Source organism: Ensifer sp. 22460 (assembly GCF_052044935.1).
Lineage (GTDB): Bacteria > Pseudomonadota > Alphaproteobacteria > Rhizobiales > Rhizobiaceae > Ensifer.
Window position 1 is genome coordinate 165,383 of sequence record NZ_JBQENZ010000001.1, and the last position, 14,875, is coordinate 180,257.

Sequence of the window (14,875 nt, forward strand, 5' to 3'; positions counted from 1 at the left end):
CCGCGCGTTGCATCGTTGCAACACGCAGAGGGCGCCCCTACCCCTTGCCGTTGATCGCCGCCTGGGCGGCGGCAAGACGGGCAATCGGTACGCGGAACGGCGAGCAGGAGACGTAGTCGAGACCGGCGTCCTCGCAGAAGCGGATCGAGGCCGGGTCACCGCCATGTTCGCCGCAGATGCCGAGCTTCAGGCCGTTCTTGGTGCGTCGTCCACGTTCGGCGGCGATCTGGATCAGTTCGCCGACACCTTCGAAATCGAGCGAGACGAAGGGGTCCTGCTCGATGATGCCCTTCTGCTGGTAGGTCGCCAGGAACTGCGAGGCGTCGTCGCGCGAGATGCCGAAGGTCGTCTGCGTCAGGTCGTTGGTGCCGAAAGAGAAGAAGTCGGCCGCTTCGGCGATTACGCCGGCGCGGAGTGCTGCGCGCGGCAGTTCGATCATCGTGCCGACGAGATAGTCGATGCCGATGCCGGCTTCGCCGATCACCGCCTTGGCGACCGCGTCGATGCGCTCCTTGACGTAGTCGAGTTCGGCCCGGAGGCCGACGAGCGGCACCATGATTTCAGGAACGACGGCCGCGCCGGTTTCGCGGGCGGCCTCGACGGCAGCCTCGAAGATGGCGCGCGCCTGCATCTCGGCGATCTCAGGATAGGAGATTGCCAGACGGCACCCACGATGGCCGAGCATTGGGTTGAACTCGTGCAGCTCGTCGACACGCTGGCGCAGTGCCGACGGGTCAAGCGAAAGTGCGCCGGCGACATCGGCGATCTCCTCGTCGGTCTTCGGCAAGAACTCGTGCAGCGGCGGGTCGAGCAGGCGGATTGTCACCGGCAGGCCATGCATGATCGAGAACAATTCGGCGAAATCCGAGCGCTGCATCGGCAGGAGCTTGGCGAGTGCCAAGCGCCGGCCGGCCTCGTCGTCGGCGAGGATCATCTCGCGCATGACGTTGATGCGGTCATCCTCGAAGAACATGTGCTCGGTGCGGCAGAGGCCGATGCCCTCGGCGCCGAAGGAGCGCGCCGCGCGCGCATCCGCCGGGGTTTCGGCATTGGTTCTGACAGTCATGCGGCGGCTGGCATCCGCCCAGGCCATGATCTTGCCGAAGTCGCCGGAAAGCTCCGGCTGCAGCATGGCGATCGACCCTTTCAGCACCTGACCGGACGAGCCGTCGATGGTGATGACGTCGCCCTTGCGGAGCGTCACGCTTCCGGCCGTCAGCAATTCGTTGCGAAGATCGACGCGGATGCTGCCGGCGCCGGAAACGCAAGGCGTGCCCATGCCGCGGGCAACGACGGCCGCATGGCTGGTCATGCCACCGCGCGTCGTCAGGATGCCTTCGGCGGCGTGCATGCCGTGAATGTCTTCCGGGCTGGTTTCGACGCGCACGAGAATGACCTTGCGGCCTTCCTTGTCGGCCTGAACCGCCTCCTCGGAGGTGAAGACGATTTCGCCGGTCGCAGCACCTGGCGAGGCCGGCAGGCCGGAGCCGATGATGTCGCGCCGCGCATGCGGATCGATCGTCGGATGCAGCAACTGGTCGAGCGAGGCCGGATCGATGCGGGCGACGGCCTCCTGCTCGGAAATCAGGCCCTCCTCCGCCATATCGACGGCGATCTTCAGCGCTGCCTTGGCGGTGCGCTTGCCCGAGCGCGTCTGCAGCATCCAGAGCGTGCCGCGCTCGATGGTGAACTCCAGATCCTGCATGTCGCGGTAGTGACGCTCCAGCGTATCACAGATCGACCGAAACTCGGTGAAGGCTTCCGGCATCAGCTTTTCGAGCGACGGCTTGTCGGAACCGGAGGCGAGACGCGCGGCCTCGGTGATGTTTTGCGGCGTGCGAATGCCGGCAACAACGTCTTCGCCTTGCGCGTTGACGAGGAACTCGCCGTAGAGTTCGCCCTCGCCGGTCGACGGATTGCGGGTGAAGGCGACGCCGGTTGCCGACGCATTGCCGAGATTGCCGAAGACCATCGCCTGGACGTTGACCGCCGTGCCCCAGGCAGCCGGAATTCCGTGCAGATGACGATAGGTCACCGCGCGCGCGTTCATCCAGCTTGAGAAGACGGCGCCGATGGCGCCCCAAAGCTGTACTTCCGGATCCTGCGGAAACGGCTCGCCGAGCGCCTCTTCGATCGCCTCCTTGTAGCGGGAGATGACATGCTGCCACTCGACCGCGGAAAGCTCGGTGTCCTGTTCGTGGCCGAGACGCGCTTTCTCATCTTCGAGGATTTCCTCGAAGACGTCGTGATCGACGCCCATGACCACGTCGCCATACATCTGGATGAAGCGACGGTAGCTGTCCCAGGCAAAGCGCGCGTCGCCGGCGTCATGGCCGAGCGCGTGCACCGACTCGTCGTTGAGCCCAAGATTGAGAACTGTATCCATCATGCCCGGCATCGAGGCGCGGGCACCGGAGCGAACCGAAAGCAGCAAGGGATGGCTGGTGTCGCCGAAGACGCGGCCCGTCACCTCCTCCATCCGGCGGATACCCTCGCGCACCTGATCGTGCAGGCCGTCAGGCATTTGCCTGTCGTTGTCGAAGAAGTTGTTGCAGGCATCGGTGACGATGGTCAGGCCAGGCGGCACCGGCAAGCCGAGGTTGCACATCTCGGCAAGGTTTGCGCCCTTGCCACCCAACCGCTCGCGGTCACCTGCACGTCCTTCGGCCTTGCCCCCACCGAAGGTGTAAACCCATTTCGTCATGCCTGCTCTCCACCCAGATACAGTGTTTTATGACGATTTACAGTATATGCTTCAGGCTGAAAATGCATCCGGCGAAGATTTATGCTGCACCGCATCATTTTCTGTAACAATGCAACATATTGGCAGGCCGAGGGGCAGAACCCGCACAACATGGGCTTTGCCTCTTCTATCGGCACCACAAATGTCCGCCAGAGGCTTGAGTGTCGACATTGCCCGATCCATTATAAAAACCTAATATAAATGCACGCGATGGGGCGCATCCAAGAATATCCCGTCATGGCGATCCGTTTCAGTCCCGTGGGCTTGGAGGGTAGGTCATGCAATGGCGTGCGAAAGTGAGATCCTGGCTCCTCTCGGTCGCGATGGTCTTGCTCGTGGTCGGGCATGGCCTCGCCGAGGAGAGCGGCAAGCGGCTTGCGCTCGTCGTCGGCATGACGAACTACGTGGCGGCAGGAACGCTGCCCAATGCCTCGCGCGACGCCGAAGCATTCGGCACCTTCCTCGACGGGCAGGGATTTGAAACCGATCTTGTGCTCAACGCGGACCGCAGGGGCCTTGCGGCCGCGCTTTCAAGCTTTTCGCGCAAAATCGGCCCGGAGGATGTCGCCCTCTTCTATTACGCCGGCCATGGCATGCAGTTGCACGGCGAGAACTTCCTCATCGGGACGGATGCGAAGCTCGAGAGCGAGTTCGATGTTCCCGCCGAAACCATAGCCCTGTCCGAGATCATTACCGCGCTGGAGAAACGTGCCCGGATATCGATGATCTTCCTCGATGCCTGCCGCAACAACCCGCTCGCCAACCGGCTGAATACCGAAGTCGAAGGCGCCACCCGAGGCGGCGCGACCAGAGGGTTGGCGCCGATCGAGACCCGGGGTGCCGGCACGCTCGTCGCCTTTGCCGCCGCGCCCGGGCAAGTGGCCGCCGATGGAACCGACGGGCACTCGCCGTTTACGCGCGCTCTGATCGCCAATCTCTCCGGCGCCGGCCTGGAGGTCGGCACTGCCTTCAAACGCGTCGTTCGCGACGTGCGCAAGGAAACGCAGGGCAAGCAGCAGCCTCAGATCCTGTCGTCGCTTTCGCTCGAATTCTATTTCGGACCGGAAGCGGCCGCGCCGCAGATCCAGGCCGCCCTGCCGGCCGCACAGGCGCCGGCCACGGAACCCGTGGACACTGAGGCAGAAGCGGATTTCAAGAAGGCGTTGAGGATCGGCACGCCTCGGATCTGGCACTTCTTCATCGAAAAGCATCGCACCGGCGAATATGCGGAACTCGCTCGCCAGACGCTGGCACAGATCGAGCCCGCGGCGGTGCGCAACCAGTCTCATCTGCCACAATCCGTCGAAGCACGGCTGTTGCCGGACAAAGACAAGCGGCGAAACGTCCAGCTCGCACTTGCCGCCCAGGGATTTGCGGCGGGCACGGCCGATGGTGTTTTCGGTGGACAGACGCGCGAAGCGATCAAACTCTTCCAAAGCACCAACCGCCAGCCGGCGAGCGGTTTCATTACCGAGCGCACCGCAGCAGCCCTCGGCATAAAGGTCAACGACAGTGCGGAGGGCATCTACAGCGCGACCAAAGCCCGACGCTACGATGTTGCCAACCTCGAAGGTCTCGAAACCGATAAACGTGTTCTGGAGGCTTTAACCTGCCTGCGCCATTTCGATACCGTATACGGCGTGTTCGGCGGGCATCTCTATGTCGCCGTGCAAACGGGAACGATTCTGGCGGTTTACGCGCGCGGGATCGCCAGCGGTTGCGGTGCGCATCTTGCGGCGATTTCCTCTCAAGAAGAGAACACTTTCGTCGCCTCGCTTTTCAACGCCGACCAAAGGTTCTTCCAGACGGGCTACGATCCCACCGGAAACGTCAGCTACAAGATGGGCCCATGGATCGGCCTTACGCAAGATCCACAGGGCAAGGAGCCCAAGGGCGGCTGGCGCTGGGATAACGGCAAGCCGCTGACCTACACGAAATGGTTCCAGGACATGCCGAACGAGGGCAAGAAGGGCGACGATATCGGCATGTACTACGCGCACCGCAACGGCAGAGCCGACACGAAGTCCGTCTATGTCGACACCTGGGGCGATATGGGGTCAACCGACGGTACGGGCGGTCTCATTCTCGAATTCGAGTGACCGCCTGGACCACCGCGCAGGTCGGCACGCCCGCATAACTGGATAAATCACAATTATCTAATATAATTCACGCGATGGGGACGCATCCATGAATATCCCGTCATGGCAATCCGTTTCAGTCTCGAGGGCTCGGAGGGTAGGTCATGAAATGGCGTGCGGATCTGAGATTTTGGCTCCTCTCGGCGCTGATGGTCCTATTTGCTGCAGGGAACGCTCTTGCCGAAGGAAGTGGCAAACGGCTGGCGCTGATCGTCGGCATGAGCAACTACGTCGTTGCCGGAACGCTGCCCAATGCCTCACGTGATGCCGAAGCGTTCGACGCCTTCCTCAAGGGCCAGGGATTTGAAACCGACCTCGTGCTCAACGCGGATCGCAAGGGTCTCGCCGGCGCGCTTTCAAACTTTTCGCGCAAGATCGGGCCTGAAGACACAGCCCTGTTCTACTACGCCGGGCACGGCATGCAGCTGCGCGGCGAAAACTTCCTCGTCGGGACCGATGCAAAGCTTGAGAGCGAATTCGACGTCCCGGCCGAAACCGTAGCGCTTTCCGAGATCATCAATGCACTGGAGAAACGTGCCAGGATATCGATGGTCTTCCTCGATGCCTGCCGCAACAACCCACTCGCCGAAAGACTCACGCGCGAAGTTGAGGGTGCCACCCGCGGCGGCGCAACCAGAGGATTGGCGCCGATCGAGACCCAGGGTGGCGGAACGCTCGTCGCCTTCGCCGCCGCCCCTGGCCAGGTCGCAGCCGACGGAACCGACGGACATTCGCCGTTCACCCGCGCGCTGATCGCCAATCTCTCCGGCGCTGGCCTTGAGGTCGGCACCGCTTTCAAGCGGGTCGTTCGCGACGTGCGCAAGGAAACGCAGGGCAAACAGCAGCCGCAAATCCTGTCCTCCCTGTCGCTGGAATTCTACTTCGGGCCGGAGATGATAGTGCCGCATACCAATGCCACCCTGCCTGCAATACAGGCACCGGCAGTCGACCCAGCTGCGCTTGGGGCGGAAGCGGATTTCAAGAAGGCCCTGAGGATCGGCACGCCACGGATCTGGCACTTCTTCGTCGAAAAGCACCGCACCGGCGAGTATGCGCAACTCGCGCGCCAGACACTGGCACAGATCGAACCCGCAGCAGTGCGCAACCAGTCGCATCTTCCGCTGTCGGTAGAAGCGCGGCTCTTGCCGGACAAGCAACAGCGCAAAAACGTCCAGCTAGCACTCGCAGCCAAGGGCTTTGCATCCGGCGTGGCCGACGGCGTTTTCGGCGGACAGACACGCGAAGCGATCAAACGCTTCCAAAGCACCAACCGTCAGCCGGCGAGCGGTTTCATCACCGAGCTCACTGCAGCAGCCCTTGGCATAAAGGTCAACGACAGGGCAGAGGGCATATACAGTTCAACGACGGCGCGAATCTATGACATCGACGACCTTACCGGGCTCGAAACGGACGAACGCGTCCTTGCCGCCATAAAATGCCTGGGTCACGAGCCCTCCGTCTATGGTGCTTTCGGGGGCCATCTCTATGTCGTGGCACGAACGGGGTCGACTCGCGCACCCTATGCCGAAACCGTCGCCAAGAACTGCGGCACATATCTTGCCTCGATCACATCGGACGCGGAAAATGCCTTTATCGCATCGCTGTTTAACGCCGACCCGGGCTTTTTCGATATGGGCTACTACGCTCCGGACAACATCAGCTACAAAATCGGGCCGTGGATTGGCCTGGTTCAGGACCCGCAAGGCAAGGAGCCAAAAGGCGGCTGGCACTGGGACAGCGGCGAGGCGATGACTTACACAAAATGGGTCCCAGGCGCGCCATACGAATTCAAGCCGGGCGCCGATTCCGCGATGTATTTTACCCAGCGTGACGGCCGGCAAGACATGAGGAGTACCTACCTCAACACGTGGCAAGACATGGGGCTCATCAACATGTCCCCGAGCCTCGTTCTTGAATTTGAGTAGTCACGCATATCGATTCCGGCGATGGGGTGCATTCAAGAATGTCCCGTCATGGCAATCCGTTCAGGCTCAGAGGCTCGGAGGGTAGGTCATGAAATGGCGTACAAAACTCACGTCCTGGGTCTTCTCGGCCCTGATCGTCCTGCTTGCAGTCGGGCACGCCCTCGCCGAGGAGGACGGCAAACGGTTGGCGCTGATCGTCGGCATGAGCAACTACGTCGTTGCAGGTATTCTGCCCAATGCTTCGCGCGACGCCGAAGCGTTCAAGACCTTCCTCGATGACCAGGGCTTTGAGGCCGACCTCGTGCTCAATACAAATCGCAGGGGTCTCGCCGAGGCGCTTGCGCGCTTTTCGCGCAAGATCGGCCCCAAAGACGTTGCACTGTTTTACTACGCCGGACATGGCATGCAGCTGCACGGCGATAATTTCCTTGTCGCAACCGATGCGAGGCTCGAAAGCGAATTCGACGTGCCAGCCGAAACCATGGCACTCTCCGAAATTGTCAACGCGTTGGAAAAGCGTGCGAAGATCTCGCTGATCTTCCTCGATGCCTGCCGCAACAATCCGCTCGCAGACCGGCTCAATCGCGAAGTGGAGGGCGCAAGCCGCGGTGGCGCCATCAGGGGGCTCGCACCGATTGACACGCAGGGTGCAGGCACGCTCGTGGCCTTTGCCGCGGCACCCGGACAGGTCGCCGCAGACGGCACCGACGGGCACTCGCCCTTTACCCGTGCGCTGATCGCCAATCTCTCCGGCCCTGGCCTTGAAATCGGCACGGCCTTCAAGCACGTGATCCGGGAAGTACGCTCAGAGACGAACGGGAAACAGTCACCGCAGATTCTGTCTTCGCTCGATCTGGAGTTCTATCTCGGCCGCGACACAGCCGTTAGAGAGCCTGCCCATTCGGCGGCGACCACCGTGGATCTCGCCGCGCTCGACTTTGGCAAGGCGATGCGTGTCGACACCATTCGAACCTGGAAACGCTTCATCGCCAAACATGGCAGCGGCAGCTACGCCGACGCAGCCCGCCAATCCGTTCGGCGTCTCGGAGCAATTGACGACCTGCGGTCGCCATTGGTAGCGATGGCGCAGGAGCAAAAGGTGTTCGACAGCAGGGAAAAGCGTTCAAGCGCGCAAGAGGCATTGCGCAGCGAAGGGTTCGATACGGGCCAGACAGACGGTACCTTCGGTGGCCAGACGCGCCGGGCGGTAACCTCGTTTCAGACAGCCCGCGGTCTGACGCAATCCGGATTTCTCGACCAGGAGACCAGCGCCGCCCTGGGCCTGGGATTTGCTCGCGTCGACCACCAAATCCTCTCGGCTGCAATCGCACGCCGCTATGATGCCGCCGATCTCAAGGGGCTTGAGGATGCGGCGGTGGTGGCCATGGTTCGTTGCCTGTCGCCGCTGTCCTTGACCTACGGCGTGTTCGACGGGCGCCTCTACGCGGCCGCCTACGATGCACGGCAGATCGGCTGGCAGGAAGCCAAGGCGACTGCTGAACGCTGCGGCGGTCACCTTGCCACGATTGAATCCAGTGACGAAAATGCGTTCGTCGCCTCGCTGGTAAACACGGACGCCAGGTTCTTCAACAGCCTGTTCGAAGGCGGGGAACATCGCCGCGTCGGACCCTGGCTCGGGCTCGTCAACGAGAACGGCATCGGCGACGCATGGACCTGGGTGACGGGCGCCGTTGTCACCTACAGCAGGTGGTTCAGGCGACCGCCGGAGAAGGCAGGCGCTGCGACGCTATATGCGGCATATCGCGCAAACAAGGTCCCCCTGGCCGCCTACATCGATACCTGGGGAGCGCGCGATGCATTGCGGCCGGTGCCGGGGTTCATCACCGAATTCGAGTGAGTGGCTACACCACTTCCCTCAACCGCTCTGCCGTCTGCAGGTCGACGGAGACGAGTTGGGACACGCCCTGCTCGGCCATGGTCACGCCGAAGAGGCGGTTCATGCGGGCCATGGTGATCGGGTTGTGGGTGATGATGATGAAGCGGGTCTCGGTCGAGGCCGCCATCTCGTCCATCAGGTTGCAGTAGCGCTCGACATTGTGATCGTCGAGCGGTGCATCCACTTCGTCGAGCACGCAGATCGGCGCCGGATTGGTGAGGAATACCGCAAAGATCAGCGCCATCGCCGTCAGCGCCTGCTCACCGCCCGAAAGCAGCGTCATGGTCTGCGGCTTCTTGCCCGGCGGGCGAGCGAGGATTTCCAGGCCTGCCTCCAGCGGATCGTCGCTCTCGATCAGTTGCAGCTCGGCGGTGCCGCCGCCGAAGAGGTGGGTGAAGAGCCGCTGGAACTGCACGTTGACCACATCAAACGCGGCGATCAGGCGCTCGCGGCCCTCGCGGTTCAGGTTCTGGATGGCGCTCCTGAGCTTGCGGATCGCCTCGATGACGTCGTCGCGCTCCCTAAGGAGAAGAGCAAGCTTTTCGGAAAGCTCCTTCTGCTCCTCTTCTGCGCGCAGGTTGACGGCGCCAAGCCGTTCGCGTTCGATCTTCAGCCGTTCGAGTTCGCGCTCGATGTTGCGCATGTCCGGCAACGCCGCATCGACAGCGAGCCCGGTCAGGCGCATCACCTCGTGCGGCGCACAGGAGAGCGCTTCCTGGATGCGCGCTTCGATTTCGACACGGCGCTCACGGGCCGAAACCAGCCGCTCCTCTGCGCGGCCACGCTTCTCGCGCGATTCCGCCAGCTCGGAGAGCGCCGTCGCCGCCAGCCGATCCGCCTCGCGCTGGTGATTTTCGGCCTCGGCGAGAAGGTCAGCCGCCTCGCGCCGTGCCGCTTCTGCCTTCTGCAATTCGTTCATCAACGCACGGCGCTTGTCATCAAACTCGTCGGGCGCGTCGATCAGTTCTTCCACTTCGTCGCGAGCCTCGGCCTCGCGGTCACGTAGCGTGGCGATATGTTCCTCGGCGCTCGCGGCGCGCGCCTTCCAGGTCTGGCGCTCGTTGGCTATCGCGGTGATGCGTCGCTGGCGGGCCTCGTTCTCGCGCGCCAGGCCGTCATGGGCGGCACGGGCCTCGGCAACTGCGGCACGATCGGCAGCGACGTCGGCGGTCTGCGTGCGCAGTTTCAGTTCCAGCTCCGAAAGATCGGGAGCATCCGCCAGTGCGTCGTTGGCCGTCTCGATCTGCTCGGCCACTTCCTCGACCTGGACCTCGATCTGGCTGCGCGTTTCCGCCAACACCGCACGGCGGCGAGCAAGATCGCCGGAGGCGCGCTCGGCGGCAGCAAGGGCGTCACGGGCTTCAGCTAGCTGCCGCGTGATCATGCGCTGCGCATCGCGCGCAAGCCGCAGTCTTTCGTCTTCGGCGTGGATGCGTGTACCGGCGGCCGCAAGTTCGGCCTCGGCGCGGCGCAGCGCCTCTGCTGCGCCCTCGGCTTCGGCATCGAGTTCTGCCAGCCGGTTCTTCTGGGCCAGTCGCAGGGCGGCCGCACTCGGCGCCTCGGAGCCGGTCACGTGCCCGTCCCAGCGCCAGACGGAGCCCTGCTTGGTGACGAGGCTCTGGCCCGGCTTCAACAGCGGCAGCAGCCGTTCCGCGTCCGCTTCGCTTGCGACAATGCCGATCTGCTTCAGCGCGCGGGTCAGCGCATCCGGTGCTTTCACGTGCGCAATCAGCGACGTAACGCTCTCCGGCAGGCCGGCGTCGCCGGCATGATCTCCCGGGGCGCGCCAATGGGCAGGCGCGTCCGTTTCGAGCGGTGAATCGAGATCGTCGCCAAGGGCTGCGCCGAGCGCGATTTCGAAGCCTCGGTCGACCTTCATCTCCTCGACGACGGCGGGATAGGTGCCGCCCGATGCCGCTTCCAGCATCCGCCGGATCGTGCGCGCTTCGGTTTCAATGCCGTTGAGAGTAGCGCGTGAACGATCAACAGGCGGACGCGCCTCGACCTCGGCGCGGCGCGCCTCTGCCAGAGCCTCCTCGATCGCAAGCACATTGATTTCCGCTTCTTCGAGCGCGGCCTCGGCAACCTCGACCTGGCCCTGTTTCTCATGCGGATCGGGAAGTGCGGCCATCTGCCGGTTTAGCTCGTCGAGATCGCGCGACTGATCGGCGAGCTGACGCGCAAGCCGGGCCTGGCGCTCCGAGAGATCGCGCAGCGTGCGCTCGAGCTGGTTGCGACCGGCCTGTGCCTCGGCACGTTCGGCCGTCAGCCGCGCCAACAGCGCTTCGTTGCCGGCAAGCTTTTCGTTCGCCTCTTCCAGCCGCTCGCGTGCTTCCGTCGCACGGTCATCGGCCTCGGCCAGCATGTCGCTGAGTTCGGCTTCTTCTTCGTCGAGCCGCGCCAGGATGCCGGCATTGTCGACGACAAGCCTCTCTTCGCGGGCGATGTCTTCGGCAAGCTGCGCCAGACGGCGCTGCAACTCGTCGCGCCGCCTGAGGATACGGCCGGCATCCTCTTCAAGCTGCGAGCGGGCGATCTGCAGGCGTTGCAAGGCGGCGGCGAACCGCGCCTCGTTCTCGCGCAACTCCGGCAGCTTCAGGCTGGCAATCGCCTGATCCTTCGCCGCCTGCATCTGCGCTTGCGCCTTTTCCGCGACCAGCGCCGTGATCTGATTGAGCTGGCTCGTCGCCTCGGCCTCCGCCTCCTTGGCGTGCACCCAGCGGATATGGAACAGGATCGCCTCGTGCTTGCGGATATCGGCCGAAAGCATCTTGAAGCGATTGGCCTGACGCGACTGGCGCTTGAGGCTCTCGATCTGGCTTTCGAGCTGCGAGGTTACGTCGTCGAGGCGTTCAAGGTTGGTTTCCGCTGCCCGGAGGCGCAGTTCCGCCTCATGGCGGCGCGAGTGCAGTCCGGAAATGCCGGCTGCTTCTTCGAGGAGTTGCCGACGCGCCTGCGGTTTGGCGGCGATCAGCTCGCCGATACGCCCCTGCCCGACCATCGACGGCGAGCGCGCGCCCGTGGAGGCGTCGGCAAAGAGGAGCTGCACATCCTTGGCGCGCGCCTCCTTGCCGTTGATGCGGTAGACGGAGCCCTGTTCGCGCTCGATGCGGCGCGTCACCTGGATCTCGTCACTGTCGTTGAAGGCGGCCGGTGCCGTGCGATCGCCGTTGTCGAGATAGAGGCCGACTTCCGCCGTGTTGCGCGCCGGACGGTTGCCGGATCCGGAAAAGATCACGTCGTCCATGCCGGAGGCGCGCATGTTCTTGTAGGAGTTTTCCCCCATCACCCAGCGCAGCGCTTCGACGAGGTTCGACTTGCCGCAACCATTCGGTCCTACGACGCCGGTCAGGCCCCGCTCGATGATGAACTCGGTCGGTTCGACGAAGGATTTGAAGCCAAGCAGGCGGAGCTTGTTGAACTTCATGCGGGCGACGCTGGGGCGACGAGATACCCCCCTCTACAGCGCCGCGAAACGAAAAAAACGGGCGCACGGCTGCTGCCGTCGCCCGTTTTCAGGAAAAGCGAAGGATCAGAGCTTGCTGTCGATGAGGGCCGACATAACGTCAACCGACATGTCCCCCGAATAGTGCTCACCATTGACGAAGAAGGTCGGCGTCGACTGTACGCCGAAATCCTTTGCGCCCCGCTGCATGACAGAGTTCACATCATCCAGAAGTTTTTGGTTCGTCAAGCAGGCCTCGAAGCTCTCCTGTGTAAAACCGGCGAGTTTGGATATTTGCAGCAGCGCATCACGGCCGTTCTGGGCCGCGGCCCACTGCTGCTGCTGCTTGAAGAGCATGGAGATCATCGGGAAATACTGGCCTTCCGGCGCGCAACGCGCCAGCATGAAGGCGGCGGCCGCGCGCGGATCGAACGGGAATTCGCGCACGATGAAGCGGACCTTGCCGCTGTCGATGTACTTCGTCTTGATCGCTTCGAACGTGTTGTTGTGGAAGGCCGCGCAGTGCGGGCAGGTCATCGACATGTATTCGACGATGGTGACCGGCGCATTGGCTTCGCCCAGCGCCATTTCCGGCAGGACGCCCGGCTCGAGCAGCTTTGCCTGATCGACCGAGCCTTCCGAAGAAGGAAGCTCGACCTTCACGGGAGCGGCGGTCGACTGGGCGACTTCGGTGCCTGCAGCCGGCTTTGCTTCGGTGCTTGCAGGGGCCGCGGCCGTCGATGCCGTGGTGATGGCGTCCGTAGCGGGATTTGCCGCCGTCTCGCTCGCCTCGGTCGGCGCGGTTGATGCCGTTTCCTTCTTTTCGTCGCTGCAGGCAGCAAGCACCAGGGCGACGGTTGCGATGGCGGCACCGCTGAGCAGGCGTTTCGTAAGGTTCATTGCGGAAGCGGACATGAATTTGACCCGTGTTCGGAGGGATTTATGGTGTGGATTCGATATCTTGCTGCGCGCGGGGCGGCAAGTGGCCGGTCGTCAACAGAATTCAAAGAATTGTGACCGGCTGATGGCCCTACCGCCGACGCGGCGCGAGCACGGCCGTCCCAAGCCGACGCAAAGCCGCCTTCAGTTCTTCGCTCTCTATGCCCTCGACCATCGCTTCCAGCCGGCGCGCGGGCTCGCCCGAAAGTGGCTTCGGCTTGCCACGGTGTTTGTGCTGCGGCGACACGGGCTTCTGAACGATGCGCAGTTGGCCGATGGCATAGAAACCGAAGAAACCGTTGATGCGCTGGATCAGTTCGCCCTGGGCATGGGTCAGGAAGAGCGCACGTGCGCCTTCACAAGCGACCGTCAACACGCCCGGCTGGTAGCCGCCCTCACCCGAGATTTCCGAGGCGCGGCGCGGCCAGGCGATCTTCTCCGGCCGCGTGCAATCGGCGAAGCCTTCCCCGGCAATTTCGTCCCAGGAGCCGAGCAGCATGGTGTTGATGCCTGCCCGCTTGGCGAGGACGGGGTCGATCAGGCCGTTGGCGACTTCGCTGATCTGGACGACACCCTTGCGGGGCTTCTGCTCACTCACGAAAGCGACTTTCTGTATGCAACGTCGATTGAGCCTTGATGCCGCGGCTCCGCTTCGCCAAGTATAGGCCGGAAAGAGAACTCCCGGCAAATCATGCACGATTCAATCCCAGCGGCCGACGCCGCTCCCCTACTTTTGGAATGGTACGACAGGCACCACCGCGACCTGCCCTGGCGGGTCTCTCCGCCTATGGCGAGCCGAGGGATCGTTGCCGATCCCTATCACGTCTGGCTGTCGGAGGTCATGCTGCAGCAGACGACGGTCCAGGCAGTGAAGGCCTATTTCGAGAAGTTCCTGTCGCTGTGGCCGACCGTCGAGGACCTGGCGCGCGCCGAGAACGAGGACGTGATGAAGGCCTGGGCCGGGCTTGGCTATTATGCCCGTGCCCGCAACCTGAAGAAATGTGCCGAAGCCGTCGCGAACAGTCACGGCGGCCGTTTTCCCGACACAGAGGAAGGACTGAAATCCCTTCCGGGCATCGGCGATTACACCGCAGCCGCGATCGCAGCGATCGCCTTCAACCACAAAAGCGCCGTGCTCGACGGCAATGTCGAGCGGGTGATCTCGCGCCTCTATGCGATCGAAACGCCCCTGCCGGCAGCGAAGCCCGAAATGCGGGCGCGCGTCGCCATCCTCACGCCCGATGATCGTCCGGGCGATTTCGCCCAGGCGATGATGGACCTCGGCGCGACGATCTGCACGCCGAAGCGGCCTGCCTGCTCGCTCTGTCCCTTCCGTGCGCACTGTCGCGCACTCTCGGTTGCCGATCCCGAGACCTTTCCGCGCAAGGCGCAGAAGAAGGACAAACCACTTCGGTGCGGCGCGGCCTTCGTCGCGATCGATGCCGACAATGCCGTCTATCTGCGCAAGCGGGTCGAAACCGGCCTTCTTGGCGGCATGACCGAGGTGCCCGGCACCGACTGGACATCACGACAGGACGGCGACACCTCGCTCGCCTCCCAACCCTTCGTCGCGCCCTGGGAAGACTGCGGAACCATCAGCCACGTCTTCACACATTTCGAGTTGCGTCTCTCCGTCTACCGCGCCAATGTCGCGCGCGCCGGAACGGAGGGAGACGGCTGGTGGGAACCGGTTCACTCCCTCACGGCCCAGGCGCTGCCGACGGTCATGAAAAAGGCGATCACTCAGGCGATCCCTGACGCCTTCAAGGCTGAACGCTGAAAGATCGA

At 63.3% G+C, this 14,875-nt stretch carries 8 protein-coding genes; 4 read left to right on the forward strand and 4 right to left on the reverse strand.

Translation table 11 applies throughout. The features are described from left to right. Positions 1 to 37: 37 nt before the first annotated feature. Positions 38 to 2,704, reverse strand: coding sequence for a pyruvate, phosphate dikinase (gene ppdK / locus ACTJKM_RS00870; RefSeq protein WP_440659828.1), 2,667 nt, complete (start codon positions 2,702 to 2,704; stop codon positions 38 to 40). 317 nt (positions 2,705 to 3,021) lie between these two features. Here ppdK and ACTJKM_RS00875 point away from each other — a divergent pair, with 317 nt between their 5' ends. From ACTJKM_RS00875 to ACTJKM_RS00885, 3 genes are all read left to right on the forward strand, one after another. Then, on the forward strand, positions 3,022 to 4,842 hold the full coding sequence (locus tag ACTJKM_RS00875; RefSeq protein WP_440659829.1) for a caspase family protein: 1,821 nt from the start codon (positions 3,022 to 3,024) through the stop codon (positions 4,840 to 4,842). A 143-nt stretch (positions 4,843 to 4,985) separates the two neighbouring features. Further along, entirely contained in the window at positions 4,986 to 6,806 is a 1,821-nt protein-coding gene (locus tag ACTJKM_RS00880; RefSeq protein ID WP_058325503.1) for a caspase family protein, read from the forward strand. Between the two features lie 88 nt (positions 6,807 to 6,894). Continuing rightward, positions 6,895 to 8,664, forward strand: a complete 1,770-nt coding sequence (locus tag ACTJKM_RS00885; protein WP_112995341.1) for a caspase family protein — start codon at positions 6,895 to 6,897, stop codon at positions 8,662 to 8,664. Positions 8,665 to 8,668: 4 nt separating this feature from the next. Here the strand turns inward: ACTJKM_RS00885 and smc are convergent, their stop codons facing one another. From smc to ACTJKM_RS00900, 3 genes are all read right to left on the reverse strand, one after another. After that, positions 8,669 to 12,130 (reverse strand): chromosome segregation protein SMC, encoded by a 3,462-nt coding sequence (gene smc / locus ACTJKM_RS00890; protein ID WP_112995340.1) that lies wholly within the window; start codon positions 12,128 to 12,130, stop codon positions 8,669 to 8,671. Positions 12,131 to 12,235: 105 nt separating this feature from the next. After that, positions 12,236 to 13,063, reverse strand: coding sequence for a DsbA family protein (locus tag ACTJKM_RS00895; protein WP_112995339.1), 828 nt, complete (start codon positions 13,061 to 13,063; stop codon positions 12,236 to 12,238). A gap of 115 nt (positions 13,064 to 13,178) precedes the next feature. Beyond that, the gene (locus ACTJKM_RS00900; protein ID WP_057250635.1) at positions 13,179 to 13,685 is read right to left on the reverse strand and encodes a DUF721 domain-containing protein; all 507 of its coding nucleotides are present in this window, start codon (positions 13,683 to 13,685) and stop codon (positions 13,179 to 13,181) included. A 93-nt stretch (positions 13,686 to 13,778) separates the two neighbouring features. On the opposite strand from ACTJKM_RS00900, the gene mutY reads away from it, so the two are divergent. Beyond that, the gene (mutY, locus tag ACTJKM_RS00905) at positions 13,779 to 14,867 is read left to right on the forward strand and encodes an A/G-specific adenine glycosylase (RefSeq protein WP_112995338.1); all 1,089 of its coding nucleotides are present in this window, start codon (positions 13,779 to 13,781) and stop codon (positions 14,865 to 14,867) included. The last annotated feature ends 8 nt before the right edge of the window (positions 14,868 to 14,875 follow it).

What these genes read in the sequence shown, in the direction of transcription:
- ppdK (WP_440659828.1), bottom strand. Translation starts at nt 2,704, where the DNA reads ATGACGAAATGGGTTTACACCTTCGGTGGGGGCAAGGCCGAAGGACGT.
- ACTJKM_RS00875 (WP_440659829.1), top strand. Translation starts at nt 3,022, where the DNA reads ATGCAATGGCGTGCGAAAGTGAGATCCTGGCTCCTCTCGGTCGCGATG.
- ACTJKM_RS00880 (WP_058325503.1), top strand. Translation starts at nt 4,986, where the DNA reads ATGAAATGGCGTGCGGATCTGAGATTTTGGCTCCTCTCGGCGCTGATG.
- ACTJKM_RS00885 (WP_112995341.1), top strand. Translation starts at nt 6,895, where the DNA reads ATGAAATGGCGTACAAAACTCACGTCCTGGGTCTTCTCGGCCCTGATC.
- smc (WP_112995340.1), bottom strand. Translation starts at nt 12,130, where the DNA reads ATGAAGTTCAACAAGCTCCGCCTGCTTGGCTTCAAATCCTTCGTCGAA.
- ACTJKM_RS00895 (WP_112995339.1), bottom strand. Translation starts at nt 13,063, where the DNA reads ATGTCCGCTTCCGCAATGAACCTTACGAAACGCCTGCTCAGCGGTGCC.
- mutY (WP_112995338.1), top strand. Translation starts at nt 13,779, where the DNA reads ATGCACGATTCAATCCCAGCGGCCGACGCCGCTCCCCTACTTTTGGAA.